Annotated in this window: 11 protein-coding genes; 5 read left to right on the forward strand and 6 right to left on the reverse strand. The window is 64.9% G+C overall.

All coding sequences use genetic code 11. From position 1 onward, the window contains the following. Positions 1-198: 198 nt before the first annotated feature. The 3 genes from AC0Z2B_RS14155 to AC0Z2B_RS14165 all read right to left on the reverse strand — a co-directional run bounded on the left by AC0Z2B_RS14155 (position 199) and on the right by AC0Z2B_RS14165 (position 2637). Positions 199-1107, reverse strand: a complete 909-nt coding sequence (locus AC0Z2B_RS14155; protein ID WP_416424767.1) for an AraC family transcriptional regulator — start codon at positions 1105-1107, stop codon at positions 199-201. A gap of 73 nt (positions 1108-1180) precedes the next feature. Beyond that, entirely contained in the window at positions 1181-2122 is a 942-nt protein-coding gene (locus AC0Z2B_RS14160) for a MurR/RpiR family transcriptional regulator (protein ID WP_476297394.1), read from the reverse strand. A gap of 149 nt (positions 2123-2271) precedes the next feature. After that, the gene (locus AC0Z2B_RS14165; protein WP_476297396.1) at positions 2272-2637 is read right to left on the reverse strand and encodes a response regulator; all 366 of its coding nucleotides are present in this window, start codon (positions 2635-2637) and stop codon (positions 2272-2274) included. 321 nt (positions 2638-2958) lie between these two features. Here AC0Z2B_RS14165 and AC0Z2B_RS14170 point away from each other — a divergent pair, with 321 nt between their 5' ends. The 5 genes from AC0Z2B_RS14170 to AC0Z2B_RS14190 all read left to right on the forward strand — a co-directional run bounded on the left by AC0Z2B_RS14170 (position 2959) and on the right by AC0Z2B_RS14190 (position 9516). Next, positions 2959-6447: a response regulator gene (locus AC0Z2B_RS14170; RefSeq protein ID WP_476297398.1), complete on the forward strand. Its 3489-nt coding sequence runs from the start codon at positions 2959-2961 to the stop codon at positions 6445-6447. Between the two features lie 34 nt (positions 6448-6481). Continuing rightward, positions 6482-7303, forward strand: a complete 822-nt coding sequence (locus tag AC0Z2B_RS14175) for a CheR family methyltransferase (protein WP_476297400.1) — start codon at positions 6482-6484, stop codon at positions 7301-7303. Beyond that, entirely contained in the window at positions 7300-7893 is a 594-nt protein-coding gene (locus tag AC0Z2B_RS14180) for a chemotaxis protein CheB (protein ID WP_416424762.1), read from the forward strand. Before AC0Z2B_RS14175 ends, AC0Z2B_RS14180 begins: the two co-directional genes overlap by 4 nt. Further along, the gene (locus AC0Z2B_RS14185) at positions 7878-9059 is read left to right on the forward strand and encodes a hybrid sensor histidine kinase/response regulator (RefSeq protein WP_416424761.1); all 1182 of its coding nucleotides are present in this window, start codon (positions 7878-7880) and stop codon (positions 9057-9059) included. Before AC0Z2B_RS14180 ends, AC0Z2B_RS14185 begins: the two co-directional genes overlap by 16 nt. A gap of 79 nt (positions 9060-9138) precedes the next feature. Next, positions 9139-9516 carry a response regulator gene (locus AC0Z2B_RS14190; protein ID WP_476297402.1) on the forward strand — a complete coding sequence of 126 codons (378 nt, stop codon included), beginning with the start codon at positions 9139-9141 and terminating at the stop codon, positions 9514-9516. Positions 9517-9652: 136 nt separating this feature from the next. Here AC0Z2B_RS14190 and AC0Z2B_RS14195 read toward each other — a convergent pair whose 3' ends face one another. The 3 genes from AC0Z2B_RS14195 to AC0Z2B_RS14205 form a co-directional block, all read right to left on the reverse strand. After that, positions 9653-11368, reverse strand: a complete 1716-nt coding sequence (locus AC0Z2B_RS14195) for an ATP-binding protein (RefSeq protein ID WP_476297404.1) — start codon at positions 11366-11368, stop codon at positions 9653-9655. After that, entirely contained in the window at positions 11365-12846 is a 1482-nt protein-coding gene (locus AC0Z2B_RS14200; protein WP_476297406.1) for an ATPase domain-containing protein, read from the reverse strand. Before AC0Z2B_RS14200 ends, AC0Z2B_RS14195 begins: the two co-directional genes overlap by 4 nt. A gap of 109 nt (positions 12847-12955) precedes the next feature. Beyond that, complete coding sequence (locus AC0Z2B_RS14205; protein WP_476297408.1) at positions 12956-14014, reverse strand: tetratricopeptide repeat protein; 1059 nt, start codon at positions 14012-14014, stop codon at positions 12956-12958. Positions 14015-14364 lie beyond the last annotated feature (350 nt).

Raw genomic sequence — 14364 nt, forward strand, 5'->3', positions numbered from 1 at the left:
TGGGATCGCCGCGACCACCTTGTTGGTGGCACCACAAATCGGCAGTGAACAACCAGGGCGGACAAGGCAATGGTCCTGGCGTGATTGGCCCGAAACAGACGGTAGGAGCCGACCTTGGTCGCGATGCGCCGCCCGCGCGGCGCTCGATTTCATGAGCGCGAAAAAACCGAAGGCATGCCCATCGAAACCAACACGCTCTCAAGCCCCCAGGTTCTGCTCGGTCAGGCGCTGCACCGCCAGGCGCCGGTAATGGCTGGGGGTCATGCCCTTGAGCTGCTGGAAGCGGCGGTTGAAGTTGGAGATGTTGTTGAAGCCCGACTCGAAACACACGTCGGTCACCGGCTTGTCGCCATCGGCCAGCAGTTCGCAGGACTTGCTGATGCGCAGGCGGTTGACGAATTCCACGAAGCAGCGCCCGGTGGCCTGCTTGAACACCCGGGAAAAATACGTGGGCTTCATGCCCAGGTACTGCGCCACTTCCTCCAGCGGCAGCTCGCGGCCGTAGTGGCTGAAGATATAGTCCACCGCGCGGTTGGTGCGGTCGATGCTGTGTTCGTCGGCCAGTTGCGGCGAGTTGCCGTCCGACAGCAGTTGGTAGTCCTCGCAGGCGGCCAGCAGCTCCATCAGGATCAGGAAGTGCCCCAGGCGGCTCACGCCGCGGCTGTCGGCGATGCGCTGCATCAGTTCGGTGGCCTGGGCCAGGGTGTGCGGGCAGCGGAATTCGATGCCATGGCGGGCGCGCTCCAGCAGCGGGCCCAGGGTTTTCAGCTCGCTGAACACCGGCAGGGCACTGTCGAACAGCTCGTCGGTGAAGTTCACCAGCATGTCGCGCTTTTCCACCACCTGGTCGGGCTCCACCTGGCTGATCCAGTTGTGGGGCAGGTTGGGGCCGGTGAGAAACAGGCTATTGGCGGTGAAATTGCCGATGTAGTCGCCGATGAACACCTTGCCGGCGCTGGCGACGATCAGGTGCAGCTCGTATTCCTTGTGGAAATGCCAGCGCACCAGCGGGCAGGGGAAGCCGTGCTGGCGGTAGATGATCGACAGGCCTTCGTGATCGTCCATCAGCTCGTAGGACGGATCGGTGATTCTGCTGGGTCGGGTCATGCCTTGGCCGCTTATTGTTGTTTGCCAGGGGCTGCCAGAGTAATCAAACCGCGGCGGGCGGCGCAATGGCCGGTCAGCCGGCCGGGTCGCTGCCGGTGCGCTGGATATAGGCCAGGGCGTCCTCGGCCAGGCGAATGGATTCGTTCACCGGCTCGTGGTTGCGCAGGCGCACGGCGGTGGCCAGCGCCTCGATGACCGCCACCAGGGCCACCTTGGAGTTGCGCAGCACCGGGTGCTGGGGCGAGGCGTACAGGCAGTGGTCGGCGATGTCCACCAGGGGCGAGGCGGGCGAGTCGGTAATGGCCAGCACCGTGGCGCCGCGGCCCACGGCGTATTGGGCCATGCGCAGCGTGTCGCGGGTATAGGGCGGCAAGGCCAGGGTCAGCAGCACGTCACCTTCGCTGATGGTCGCCAGGCGGTAGGTGGCGTTTTCGCTGCCGCCTTCCATGTTCAGGGTGATCACGTGGGCGCAATGGGGAATCAGGCAACTGGCGGCCAGCCCGGCCAGGTAGTGGCTGTTGCCGAAGCCCAGGATATAGAGGTTGGTGGCCTGGCTGATGGCCGTCACCAGCGCCTCGAACTGCGCGTCGTCATTGGCATTGAGCACGGCCTCCAGGTTGCCGTTGCTCAGGCGCACCTGCTGGCTCAGGTCAAAGCCGCGCTCGGGGTGGTGCGCCACCTCGTGCTGCACCAGGTCGGCCGGCGACACCAGTTCCAGCAAATGCCGCACCAGGGCCTCGCGCAGGCCGGTAAAGCCGTTGTAGCCCATGTGGTTGGCCAGGCGGTTGACCGCGGCGGTGGAGGTATGGGCGCCTTCGGCCATGCGCTCGATGTTCAGGGTCGGCGACAGCCAGGGGTTCTGCAAAATGAAATACGCAACCTTGAACAACGCGGTCTGTTTTTCCTCGCTGGCGCCACCGCGATGTCGCAACTGCTCCGCCACCTGGATAACCTGTTGCATGAAAGGGGTGTTGTAGACCTTGTGCGACAGGTCGGGTGGGTTGATGTCCGTCATGGTGGCAGCGTCCCTGGGGGTAGGAAGAGCGACAGGCGTTTTGGATTATTCCGAAAGTGTAGGCGGGTTTTGAAAACTCGGATCCAACTTTCAAGAAAATCGTTTGCGTGCCGATTACCCTTTTAGAGAGACGCTGCTGGCAGACTGGCTCAGGGCTGGGCGAGTACGGCCTTGACCTTGTCGCGCAGCTGGTCGATGGAGAAGGGCTTGCCGATCATGTGCATGCCAGCGGGCAGTTCGATGTTTTCGGCGTAGCCGCTGGCGAACAGCACGGGCAGGGCGGTGCGCAGCTCGCGGGCTTGTTTGGCCAGCGCCGTGCCTTCCATGTCCGGCAGGCCCTGGTCGGTCATCATCAGGTGAATGACGTTGTCCTGGCGCAGAATCTTCAGCGCCGCCTCGGCATCGGCGGCCTCGAGCACCTGATACTCCAGCTCCTCCAGCACATCGACGATCAGCATGCGCACGATGTCGTCGTCCTCGACGACAAGAATGGTTGGGGCGGCGGCGTTTGACATTGGAGCAGTCCTGGGCGGTGACGGAAAAGGCAGGGCGCGGCAGGCGCCGCCAGTCTTTAATGAGTAAGCAGGGGCGCCGGCAAGTTCCGTGCAACGGTTACCAAAACGCAAAAACAGTGGCACAAGGATACCGGCGTGCCACTCATATGCAAAATAATCCCGCATTTGCTGGCCAAAACCGTTGTCGCCTTCTAGAAAGCGTAAGAGAACATGGAAAGTTCCGTGCGAAATTTCTCATGTTGATGCGGGAATATTTGGATCTTCTACGTGGAATTCCGGCAAACTCTGCTGTTTTACCACCTCACCAGGGACGCAAGGGACATGAGCAAACCCTCCAGCATCGATGAGCAGAGCTTTCGCAAGCTGCTGACCCGCAACGTCAGCCTGCCCCTGGGCGTGGGCCTGCTGAGCGGCGTAGTCTTCGTCAGCATCATCGGCTACCTGATGAACACCATCGATTGGGTGGAACACACCGACCGGGTCATCAACAACGCCAACGAAGTCGCCAAGCTGTCCATCGACATGGAAACCGGCATGCGCGGCTACCTGTTGACCGGCAAGGAAGACTACCTTGACCCCTTCGAGCTGGCCAAGCCGCGGCTCGCCGCCGAAGTGCCTGCGCTCAAGGAACTGGTGGCCGACAACTCCGCCCAGGTCGACCGCCTGACCCGCATCGCGGCGCTGCAGAAGGAGTGGATGACCTACTCCCAGTCCATGATCGACATGAAGCGCAGCACCGGCGACTACTCCTCGGTGGTGCAGACCGGCCGCGGCAAGCGCCTGACCGATGCGGTGCGCGGTGAGTTCGACGACTTCCTGGCCATGGAGCACAACCTGCGCCAGCAGCGCAGCGAAGACGTGTCGCACACCATCACAATGTCGATCACCCTCTACATCGTGTTCCTGGTGCTGATCAGCGCCGTGCTGGCCTATTTCGGCCGCCGCGACATGCTCACCCTGTCCACCACCTACGGGGAAAACCTCGACGCCCAGCGCCGCAGCGCCGAACGCCTGGAAGGCCAGGCCTGGCTGCGCACCGGGCAGACTCAGCTGGCCGAGCAGGTGCTGGGGCAACTGACCCTGCAGATGCTGGGGCGCAACGTGCTGCAGTTCTTCGCCAACTACCTGGGCAGCGTGGTGGCCGCGGTGTACGTGCGCGAAGAGCACGGCAGCCTGCGCCGCGTGGCCAGTTACGGCTTCTCCCGTGAGCAGGAGAACCGCGACCAGGTCATCATCAACGGCGAGGGCGTGATCGGCCAGGTGGCCCAGACCGGGCGCCTGATGCGCCTGGACGAGGTGCCCCAGGACTACTTCAAGTTCACCTCCGGCCTGGGCGAGGGCCTGCCGCACAGCGTGCTGATCGTGCCCACCCACAATGACGACGGTATCAACGGCGTGGTGGAACTGGGCTTTCTGCGCCCGCTGAGCGACCGCGACGTGGAACTGCTGGAACTGCTGGCCAGCAATATGGGCACCTCCATCGAGGCCGCGCGCTACCGCCAGCGCCTGCAGGAAGTGCTGGCCGAGACCCAGCAGCTCAACGAAGAGCTGCAGGTGCAGCAGGAAGAGCTGAAGACCGCCAACGAAGAGCTGGAAGAGCAGTCGCGGGTGCTCAAGGAGTCCCAGGCGCACCTGGAGACCCAGCAGGCGGAACTGGAGCAGACCAACGAGCAGTTGGCCGAGCGCACCGACGCCCTGGCCGAGCAGCGCGACGCCCTGGACGCCAAGAACCTGGAGCTCAACCGCGCCCAGGTGGAGCTGGAAGAGCGCGCCGAGGAGCTGCAGCGCTCCAGCAAGTACAAGTCCGAATTCCTCGCCAACATGTCCCACGAGCTGCGCACCCCGCTCAACAGCTCGCTGATCCTGGCCAAGCTGCTGTCGGAGAACGCCGAGGAAAACCTCACCGGCGAGCAGGTCAAGTTCGCCGAGTCGATCTATTCCGCCGGCAACGACCTGCTGAACCTGATCAACGACATTCTCGACATTTCCAAGGTGGAAGCCGGCAAGCTCGACGTGCGCCCGGAGAACACCAGCACCGCGCGCCTGGTGGACGGCCTGCGCACGATGTTCGAACCGCTGGCCGCCGACAAGCGCCTGGACTTCTCGGTGGAGCTGCTGGACGGCGCGCCGCCCATGCTGTTCACCGACCGCCAGCGGGTGGAGCAGATTCTCAAGAACCTGCTGTCCAACGCCCTGAAATTCACCGAGCAGGGCCAGGTGACCCTCACCGTGGCGCCGCAGCCGGACAACGGCATTGCCTTCCACGTGCGCGACACCGGCATTGGCGTGGCCACCGACCAGCAACAGGCGATTTTCGAGGCCTTCCGCCAGGCCGACGGCACCACCAACCGCCGCTACGGCGGCACCGGCCTGGGCTTGTCGATTTCCCGCGACCTGGCCAACCTGCTGGGCGGCTACATCAGCGTCAGCAGCACCCTGGGCAAGGGCAGCGAGTTCACCCTGGTGCTGCCGCAACGCTACGAGGAAATGGAGCGCGACGAGGTGCACCCCGCGCCTACCGTCATTCCTGCGCCCCAGGGCGCTGCCACCGAGCCTGCACCGGTGCTGGTGCCGGAAGTAGTGATCGCGCGCTTCCCCGACGACCGCGAGAAAGGCCCGTTCGAGCGCCGCTGTATCCTGGTGATCGAGGACGAGCCGAACTTTGCGCGCATCCTCTTCGACCTGGCCCATGAACTGAACTACCACTGCCTGGTGGCCCATGGCGCCGACGAAGGCTTCAACCTGGCCGCGCAGTTCGTGCCCGACGCCATCCTGCTGGACATGCGCCTGCCCGACCATTCCGGCCTGACCGTGCTGCAGCGCCTCAAGGAACTGCCGGCCACCCGCCACATCCCGGTGCACGTGATCTCCGTGGAAGACCGCGTGGAGGCGGCCATGCACATGGGCGCCGTGGGCTACGCGGTGAAACCCACCACCCGCGACGAACTCAAGGACGTGTTCGCCCGCCTGGAAGCCAAGCTCACCCAGAAGCTCAAGCGCATCCTGCTGGTGGAAGACGATGACCTCCAGCGTGAGAGCATCGCCCGCCTGATCGGCGATGAGGACATCGAGATTACCGCCGTGGGCTTTGCCCAGGAGGCCCTGGACCTGCTGCGCGACAACGTCTACGACTGCATGATCATCGACCTCAAGCTGCCGGACATGCTCGGCAACGACCTGCTCAAGCGCATGTCCACCGAGGAAATCTGCGCCTTCCCGCCGGTGATCGTCTACACCGGCCGCAACATGACCCGCGACGAAGAGGCCGAGCTGCTCAAGTACTCGCGCTCCATCATCATCAAGGGCGCGCGCTCGCCAGAGCGGTTGCTGGACGAAGTGACATTATTTCTGCACAAAGTCGAATCCCAGCTGTCCCAGGAAAGACAGAAGATGCTCAAGACCGCGCGCAGCCGCGACAAGGTCTTCGAGGGCCGCAAGATCCTGGTGGTGGACGACGACGTACGCAACATTTTCGCCCTCACCAGCGCCCTGGAGCACAAGGGTGCGATCGTCGAAATCGGTCGCAACGGCCGCGAGGCCATCGACAAACTCAATGACGTGGAAGACATCGACCTGGTGCTGATGGACGTGATGATGCCGGAGATGGACGGCTACGAGGCCACCCGCGAGATCCGCAAGGACACGCGCTGGCGCAAGCTGCCGATCATCGCCGTGACCGCCAAGGCCATGAAGGACGACCAGGAGCGCTGCCTGCAGGCGGGCGCCAACGACTACCTGGCCAAGCCCATCGACCTGGACCGGCTGTTTTCCCTGATACGCGTGTGGTTGCCACAGCTGGAGCGCATTTAGTGCCACGAACCGTTAACCTGCGAGGCCGCCGTTGATGACGGTGGAGCGCAATACCGATATCGAGATCCGCTTGCTGATCGAGGCTATCTACCTCAAGTACAGCTATGATTTCCGCGACTACTCCGGCGCTTCCATCAAGCGCCGGATCCACCACGCCCTGCGCCAGCTGGAGTGCAACACCATCTCGGCGCTGCAGGAGCGGGTGCTGCACGACCCCACCGCGTTCATGCAGCTGCTGCAGTACCTGACCATCCCGGTGAGCGAGATGTTTCGCGACCCCGAGCACTTCCTGGCCATCCGCCGCGAAGTGGTGCCGCTGCTGCGCACCTACCCCTCGATCAAGATCTGGATCGCCGGCTGCAGCACGGGCGAGGAGGTGTACTCCATGGCCATCCTGCTGCGCGAGGAAGGCCTGCTGGAACGCACCATCATCTACGCCACCGACATCAACCCGCAGTCCCTGGACAAGGCCAAGCAAGGCATCTACTCCATGGAAAACGTGCGCACCTACACCGAGAACTATCAGCGCGCGGGCGGCCAGCAGGCGTTTTCCAACTACTACACCGCGGCCTACGGCAACGCCATCTTCGACGGCAGCCTGCGCGAGAACGTGACCTTCGCCGACCACAGCCTGGCCACCGACAGCGTGTTCTCCGAAACCCAGCTGGTGTCGTGCCGCAACGTGCTGATCTACTTCAACAAGAAGCTCCAGGACCGCGCCTTCGGGCTGTTCCACGAGTCCTTGTGCCACCGCGGCTTCCTGGTGCTGGGCAGCAAGGAGACCCTCGACTTCTCTGCCTACAGCCACCAGTTCGAAGCCCTGGCCAAACCCGAACGGATCTACCGCAAGACATGAAAGCAGGCGCCGGGTACGCAGCGGTGGTGGTAGGCGCCTCGGCCGGCGGCGTGGAGGCGCTGCTGCGCGTGTACGGCATGCTGCCGCCAACGTTCGCGCTGCCGGTGCTGACCGTGCTGCACCTGCCCGATGACCGCCACAGCCAGCTGGCCGAAGTGTTCGCCCGGCGCATGCAACGCGCTGCCAAGGAGGCAGTGGACAAGGAAGACATACAACCAGGGATGTTCTATTTCGCCGGCCCCGGCTACCACCTGTCGGTGGAGCAGGACCGCAGCCTGTCGTTGAGCCAGGAAGACCGGGTGCACTATTCGCGCCCGGCCATCGACCTGTTGTTCGAATCGGCCGCCGATGCCTACGGCCCGCAACTGATCGGGGTGCTACTCACCGGCGCCAATGAAGACGGTGCGCGCGGCCTGGCAACCATTGGCGAGCGCGGCGGTCTGACCATTGTCCAGGACCCGGCCGAGGCGCGCGTGGCAATCATGCCCGAAGCTGCGCTGAAGCTGCGCCGGCCCGACCATATACTCCCATTGAACGGCATAGGCTTATTGCTCGCCGAGCTGGAACAAAGCGCATGCCAAGCCCAATAAAAGCAAAACTGCTGATCGTCGACGACCTGCCGGAGAACCTGCTGGCCCTGGAAGCGCTGATCAAGGCCGATGACCGCGAGGTACACAAGGCGCTGTCGGCCGACGAAGCCTTGTCGCTGTTGCTGCAACACGAATTCGCCCTGGCCATCCTCGATGTGCAGATGCCGGGCATGAACGGTTTCGAACTGGCCGAGCTGATGCGCGGCACCGAGAAAACCAAGAGCATTCCCATCGTCTTCGTCAGCGCCGCCGGGCGCGAGCTCAACTACGCCTTCAAGGGCTACGAGAGCGGCGCGGTGGACTTCCTGCACAAGCCGCTGGAGATCCATGCGGTGAAGAGCAAGGTCAGCGTGTTCGTCGACCTGTACTGCCAGCGCAAGATCCTCAAGGAGCAGCTCGACGCCCTGGAGCGCAGCCGCCAGGAACAGGAGGTGCTGCTGAAGAAGCTGCAGGCCACCCAGAACGAACTGCAGCACGCGGTGCGCATGCGCGACGACTTCATGTCCATCGTCAGCCACGAGGTGCGCACGCCGCTCAACGGCCTGATCCTGGAAACCCAGTTGCGCAAGCTGCACCTGGCCCGGGACAACGCCGATGCCTTCACCCTGGAGAAAATGCGCGGCATGGTCGAGCGCGACGAGCGCCAGATCCAGAGCCTGATCCGCCTGATCGAGGACATGCTCGACGTGTCGCGCATCCGCACCGGCAAACTGTCCATCCGCCCCAGCGAGTTCGACCTGACCCAACTGGTGGCCAACCTGCTGGACAACTTCGCCCCGCAGGTCGCTGCCGCCGAGTGCAGCATCAGCCTGCACGCCAGCGAACCGGTGGTGGGCACCTGGGACGAGTTCCGCGTGGAACAGGTGATCTCCAACCTGGTGTCCAACGCCCTGCGCTACGGCGGCCGCGGCCCCATCGAGGTCAGCGTGTACGCGCACAAGGGCGCGGCGCTGGTGGAAGTGCGCGACCACGGCATCGGCATCAGCAAGGAAAACCAGGCGCGCATCTTCCAGCAATTCGAGCGCGTGTCGGCCACCCATGTGGTGGCGGGGCTGGGCCTGGGGTTGTTCATTTCCGAGCAGATCGTGGTCGCCCATGGCGGCTCGATCACGGTGCAGAGCGCCCTGGGCGAGGGCTCGACGTTCATCGTCAGCCTGCCGTTGTAACAAGCGCCAGGCGGCACGCAACCTCTACGGGCGGCCACGGTCACATAGGCAGCCAACCTAAAAGTACATAGGCGTTACCATGAGTGAAGATGCACAAGACGTTGTCCTCATTGTCGAGGATGAACCCTCGATTCTGATGGTGTTGTCCGACTACCTGAAAGGCGAGGGGTACCACGTGCTGGAGGCCGAGAACGGCGCCCAGGCGTTCGAGATCCTGGCGCGCAAGCCGCACCTGGACCTGATGGTCACCGATTATCGTTTGCCGGGTGGCATTTCGGGCGTGCAGATCGCCGAACCGGCGCTGAAGCTGCGCCCGGAGTTGAAGGTGATTTTCATCAGCGGCTACCCGCAGGAAATCATCGAGTCCGGCAGCCTCATCACCCGCAACGCACCGATTCTGGCCAAGCCGTTCGACCTCGATACCCTGGGTGAAAAGATCCAGCAGTTGCTGGTGTAACGACGCAATAGAGCGTCAATTGCGTAGCCGCTGCCGCCAGGCTGCGCTGGCCATTGTGAACCCTGAAGATCTTCAGCGAGGCACAGGGCCAGCGCAGCCAGGCGGCAGCGGCTACGGGTTGTGTGCGCAGGCCGCGTCACACCTCGATCATCTCCCGCACCTTCGCCGTCAGCAAATCAAACGCAAACGGCTTGGTGATCATCTGCATGCCCGGGTCCAGGAAGCCGCCGCGCACCGCCGCGTGTTCGGCGTAGCCGGTGATGAACAGCACCTTGAGCCCCGGCCGCAGGTGCCGGCCGATTTCGGCCAGTTGCCGGCCGTTCATGCCGCCGGGCAGCCCCACGTCGCTGATCAGCAGGTCGATGCGCCGGGGCGAGTTGAGGATGGGCAGGGCGCCGGCCGAGTCGGCGGCTTCGATCCAGGTGTAGCCCAGCTCGCGCAGCACCTCACCCACCAGTACCCGCACGGCGCTGTCGTCCTCGACGATCAGCACCGTCTCGCCACTGCGCGCCCGCCGTGCGCGGGCCACGGGGGCGTCGGCCTGGTCGGGTAGCTCACCGCGGAAGCGCGGCAGGTACAGGCTTACCGTGGTGCCCTTGCCGATTTCGCTGTCGATGGCCACATGGCCCTGGGACTGTTTGCTGAAACCATAGATCATCGACAGGCCCAGGCCGGTCCCCTGGCCAATGGGCTTGGTGGTGAAGAAGGGGTCGAAGGCGCGGTTGATCACGCTCTGGGGCATGCCGCAGCCGTTGTCGCGCACGCTCAGGCACACGTAATCGCCCACGGCCAGGTTGCTCTGGCCACGGGTAAAAGCAGCATCCAGGTGGCAGTTGCGGGTCTGCACCACCAGCTCGCCGCCGTTGGGCATGGCGTCGCGGGCGTTGATCACCAGGTTGAGCAGGGCGCTTTCCAGCTGGTGCGGGTCGGCCTCGGCCACCCACAGTTCTTCGCCCAGGTTCATGTGCAGGCGAATGCTTTCATCCAGGCTGCGTTGCAGCAGCTCGTCCATGGCCACCACCAGGCGGTTCATCTGCACCGGCTGGCTGTCCAGTGACTGCCGGCGCGAGAACGCCAGCAGCCGGTGAGTAAGGCCGGCGGCGCGGTTGGCCGAGGTCACGCCCAGGTCGATAAGGTTGTCGAGGTCCTCGGTGCGGCCACGGGCGATGCGCCGGCGCATCAGCTCCAGGCTGCCGATGATGCCAGTGAGCATGTTGTTGAAGTCGTGGGCGATGCCGCCGGTCAACTGGCCCACGGCTTCCATTTTCTGCGCCTGGCGCAGGGCTTCCTCGTTCTGGTTGATCTGCGCGGTGCGCTCCTCAACCTGCTGTTCCAGGGTTTCGTTGAGCTGGCGCAGGCGTTCCTCGCCCAGGCGGCCGGCGGTGAGCGCGCTTTGCAGGCGCTGCTGGCTGTCGCTGAGGTCGTTGAGGCGGTCGCGCGCCTCGTACTGGCGGCGCCGGCCACGGATGGCGGTGTTGATCAGGCTGACCAGCGCCACCGGGTGGAACGGCCGCTCCAGGAAGCTGACGTTGCCCAGCTGCGCGCCCAGGCGCATGGACGGCGGGTGGTCGGGGCCACCGTGGTAGGTCATCAGCACGATGGGCAGGTCCGACCACGCCGGCTGTTGCTTCAGGAAGTCCAGCAGCGGTGCCAGGTTCAGGCCATTGAGGGCTTCCTCGGCGATCAGCGCCATGCCGGCGCCTTGGTGCAACTGGCTGCACAGGTCGCCCAGGTCGCTGGCCGGCGAGCCGCTGAAGCCCGCCTCCTGCAGGATGGTCAGCGCCACCTGGCTGTCGCGCCCCAGGGGGGCGAGCACGATGGCGCGCTCGGGGGCCGGGGCCTGTGGGCTCATCGCGGTTGGTCCTGCAGCAGTGGGTTGCTGGCGCCGACGTAGGTGGGCACGCCGCGCAGCACGCCCTGGAAGTCATGCAAGGGCTCGCCGATGGTCATGCCCTGGCTGCCGATCTTGTATTCGCGAATGGTCGCCTCGTGGCCGCCGTAGCGTTTCTTGATCACCGACATGGCCCGGCGCACCTGGCCCACGGCCTCGAAGTAGCGCAGCAGGATCACCGTGTCGGCCAGGTAGGTCAGGTCCACCGGCGCCTTCATGTCGCCCACCAGGCCCTGCTGGGCCACGGTCATGAAGGTGGCGGCGCCGCGGCGGTTGAGGAACAGCAGCAGCTCGTGGATGTGCATCACCGGCGAGCCCTCGTCGATCATCGCCGCCTGGTAGCCGTTGATGCTGTCGATGACCACGGTCTTGATCTGGTGCTCGTCGACCTTGCTGCGCACCCGGTGGGCGAATTCGCCCGGCGACAACTCGGCCGCGTCCACCTGTTCGACGATCATGGCGCCGCTGGCCTGCATGCCCTCAAGGTCGATGCCCAGGCAGCGCATGCGCTCGAACAGCAGCCCCAGCTCTTCGTCGAAAATGAACAGCGCGACCTTCTCGCCACGGGCCACTGCCGCCGCGGCAAAGACCATGGCGATCAGCGACTTGCCGGTGCCGGCCGGGCCCAGGATGAGGGTGCTGGAGCCGTTCTCGATGCCGCCACCCAGCAGCGCGTCGAGGCCGGCGATGCCGCTGCTCAACTGGCTGCGCTCGTAGCGGGCGCGGTGCTCGGCGGCCACCAGGCGCGGGAACACCTGCACGCCGTCCTGGTGGATGGTGAAGTCGTGGTAGCCGCCGCGGTACTTTTGCCCGCGGTATTTGACGATGCGCAGGCGGCGGCGCTCGGCGCCGTAGTCGGGGGCCTTTTCTTCCAGGCGAATGACGCCGTGGGCGATGCTGTGCAGGGTCTTGTCCAGCGGCTCGCTGGTCATGTCGTCGAGCAGCAGCACGGTGGCGTTGTAGCGCGCGAAGTGGTGCTTGATGGCGAGGATCTGCCGGCGGTAGCGCAGGGAACTCTGGGCCAGCAGGCGCACCTCGGAGAGGCTGTCGAGCACCACGCGGTCGGGTTGGTGCTGTTCGACGATGGCGAAGATCTGCCGGGTGGCCTCGCCCAGTTCCAGGTCGCTTGAGTACAGCAGGCTCTGTTGCTGCTGGGCGTCGAGGAGCATCTCCGGTGGGGTCAGTTCGAACACCTTGATCTGCTCGTCCAGCTCCCAACCGTGGGAGCGGGCGCCTTCGCGCAGCTCGCGCTCGGTCTCCGACAGGGTGATGTACAGGCAACGCTCGCCGGCGGCGGCGCCGTCGAGCAGGAATTGCAGGGCAACGGTGGTCTTGCCCGCGCCAGGTTGGCCTTCGAGCAGAAATATATGGCCGCGGCTCAAGCCGCCGCACAGAATGTCATCGAGACCGGCAATGCCGGTGGCAGCTTTCGACGTCATCAATGCTCAGTCCTCATGTGGCGATCAGGGCGCACAGAGGCCTTGCAAAGGGCCGCTGCACCTACACTGGACAGCGGCGGGCAACGGCAAGTTCCGATTATTCAGGGGGCTACAGGCCTTGCTGCAGGGCCGGGTCGTCAGGGTTCTGCTGCTCCAGTTCCGCCAGCAGCACCTGCACGTTCTGCAGCTGGCCGGTCTGCTTCCAGTACTCGATCAACAGCACCCGCGCCTTGCGGTTGGCCGGCTGCCTGCGCAGGATCTCGTCCAGCTGGCGCTGGGCGGCTTCCACCTGGTCCATCTGGTGCAGGGTCACGGCCAGGCTGTAGCGGTAGTCGCTGTTGTCGGGTTCCAGCTCGGAGGCGCGGGCCAGGGCCAGCAGCGCGTATTCGCCCTGGCCGTGGCGAATCAGCCATTGCCCCAGTTCGTGCTGCAGCAGCGCCGAGTCGGGATGGGCAATCAGCTGCTCGGCCAGCAGCTGGCGCGAGTCGTCGTTCTGGCCCTGTTTTTCCAGCACACGTACCTGCACTGCCACGGTTTCCAGGTCGCCGGGGGCCAGTTCATGGGCGTGCTTGAGGGTAGCCAGGGCCTGGGTGTAGTCGTCGTTGTACAGGTAGATGCGCGCCAGTTGCAGCTGCCCGTCGGCGTCGTCCGGGGTGCTGAGCAGGGCTTGCACGTATTCGTCCAGCACCGCGTCCAGCCGCGCGAAGTACAGGCCCAGGTCGTCGGGGGACAGGCCAAGCAACGCGCGGGCGGCGTGGAAGCGAATCTCCTGGTCATCGTCATCCAGCAGCGGCCCCAGCAGCAGGCTGCGTTGGGCGTCGGGCACCAGGCGCGTCACCGCGTCGATGGCGCCATGGCGCACCAGCAGGTTCTGGCCGTCGGCAAGGTCGGCCTTGACCAGCTTCAGCGCCTGGGGGCTGGGGTAGTTGGGCAGCTCGGCCAGCAGGCTGATACGGCGGATGGGCGACAGGTCCTTGCGGGCCAGCTGCTGGTACAACACCCGCGCCGCCCCCGGCTGGCCGTTGTGCGCCTGTTCCAGCGCCCTGGAATAACTGTGCCGCAGCTCCGGCTCGCTGGGCGCAGGCGCCGGCCGGGTCAGGTACCAGGCAGCGCCCAGCACGATGAACAGGGTGAACAGCAGGGACAGGTTGCGGAAAAGCTTGGGCATTGAGCAGTCCGTAGCGCAGCGGGCTTTTGCAGGGTGGTCAGCTTGGGACAGGTGGGGGGTGGGAGTCAAACGTGGGGTGGGTGTAAAGATCCATCGTCGGGCCAACAAGGCTGCCAACGCTGCTTTATCAGGCCATGGTGCGGTGCAACAAATGTAGGAGCCGCCGGGGTCGCGCCGACCTTGGTCGCGATGCGCCGCGCGGGCGGCGCGCGATCTCAAGGCCGCCACAGCCTCCAAGGCATGCACCTCCAAGCCTCACCGCAATCCTGTAGCCGCTGCCGCCAGGCTGCGCTGGCCGGTGTGAACCCTGAAGATTTCCAGTGAGGGAAAGGGCCACCGCACCCTCGCGG

The organism is Pseudomonas sp. GYB4201 (genome assembly GCF_056312595.1).

Excerpts from the sequence above, each read along its gene's own strand:
- AC0Z2B_RS14160 (WP_476297394.1), bottom strand. The coding sequence starts at position 2,122 with ATGACGGACATCAACCCACCCGACCTGTCGCACAAGGTCTACAACACC.
- AC0Z2B_RS14200 (WP_476297406.1), bottom strand. The coding sequence starts at position 12,846 with ATGACGTCGAAAGCTGCCACCGGCATTGCCGGTCTCGATGACATTCTG.
- AC0Z2B_RS14165 (WP_476297396.1), bottom strand. The coding sequence starts at position 2,637 with ATGTCAAACGCCGCCGCCCCAACCATTCTTGTCGTCGAGGACGACGAC.
- AC0Z2B_RS14195 (WP_476297404.1), bottom strand. The coding sequence starts at position 11,368 with ATGAGCCCACAGGCCCCGGCCCCCGAGCGCGCCATCGTGCTCGCCCCC.
- AC0Z2B_RS14190 (WP_476297402.1), top strand. The coding sequence starts at position 9,139 with ATGAGTGAAGATGCACAAGACGTTGTCCTCATTGTCGAGGATGAACCC.
- AC0Z2B_RS14180 (WP_416424762.1), top strand. The coding sequence starts at position 7,300 with ATGAAAGCAGGCGCCGGGTACGCAGCGGTGGTGGTAGGCGCCTCGGCC.
- AC0Z2B_RS14175 (WP_476297400.1), top strand. The coding sequence starts at position 6,482 with ATGACGGTGGAGCGCAATACCGATATCGAGATCCGCTTGCTGATCGAG.
- AC0Z2B_RS14155 (WP_416424767.1), bottom strand. The coding sequence starts at position 1,107 with ATGACCCGACCCAGCAGAATCACCGATCCGTCCTACGAGCTGATGGAC.
- AC0Z2B_RS14170 (WP_476297398.1), top strand. The coding sequence starts at position 2,959 with ATGAGCAAACCCTCCAGCATCGATGAGCAGAGCTTTCGCAAGCTGCTG.
- AC0Z2B_RS14205 (WP_476297408.1), bottom strand. The coding sequence starts at position 14,014 with ATGCCCAAGCTTTTCCGCAACCTGTCCCTGCTGTTCACCCTGTTCATC.
- AC0Z2B_RS14185 (WP_416424761.1), top strand. The coding sequence starts at position 7,878 with ATGCCAAGCCCAATAAAAGCAAAACTGCTGATCGTCGACGACCTGCCG.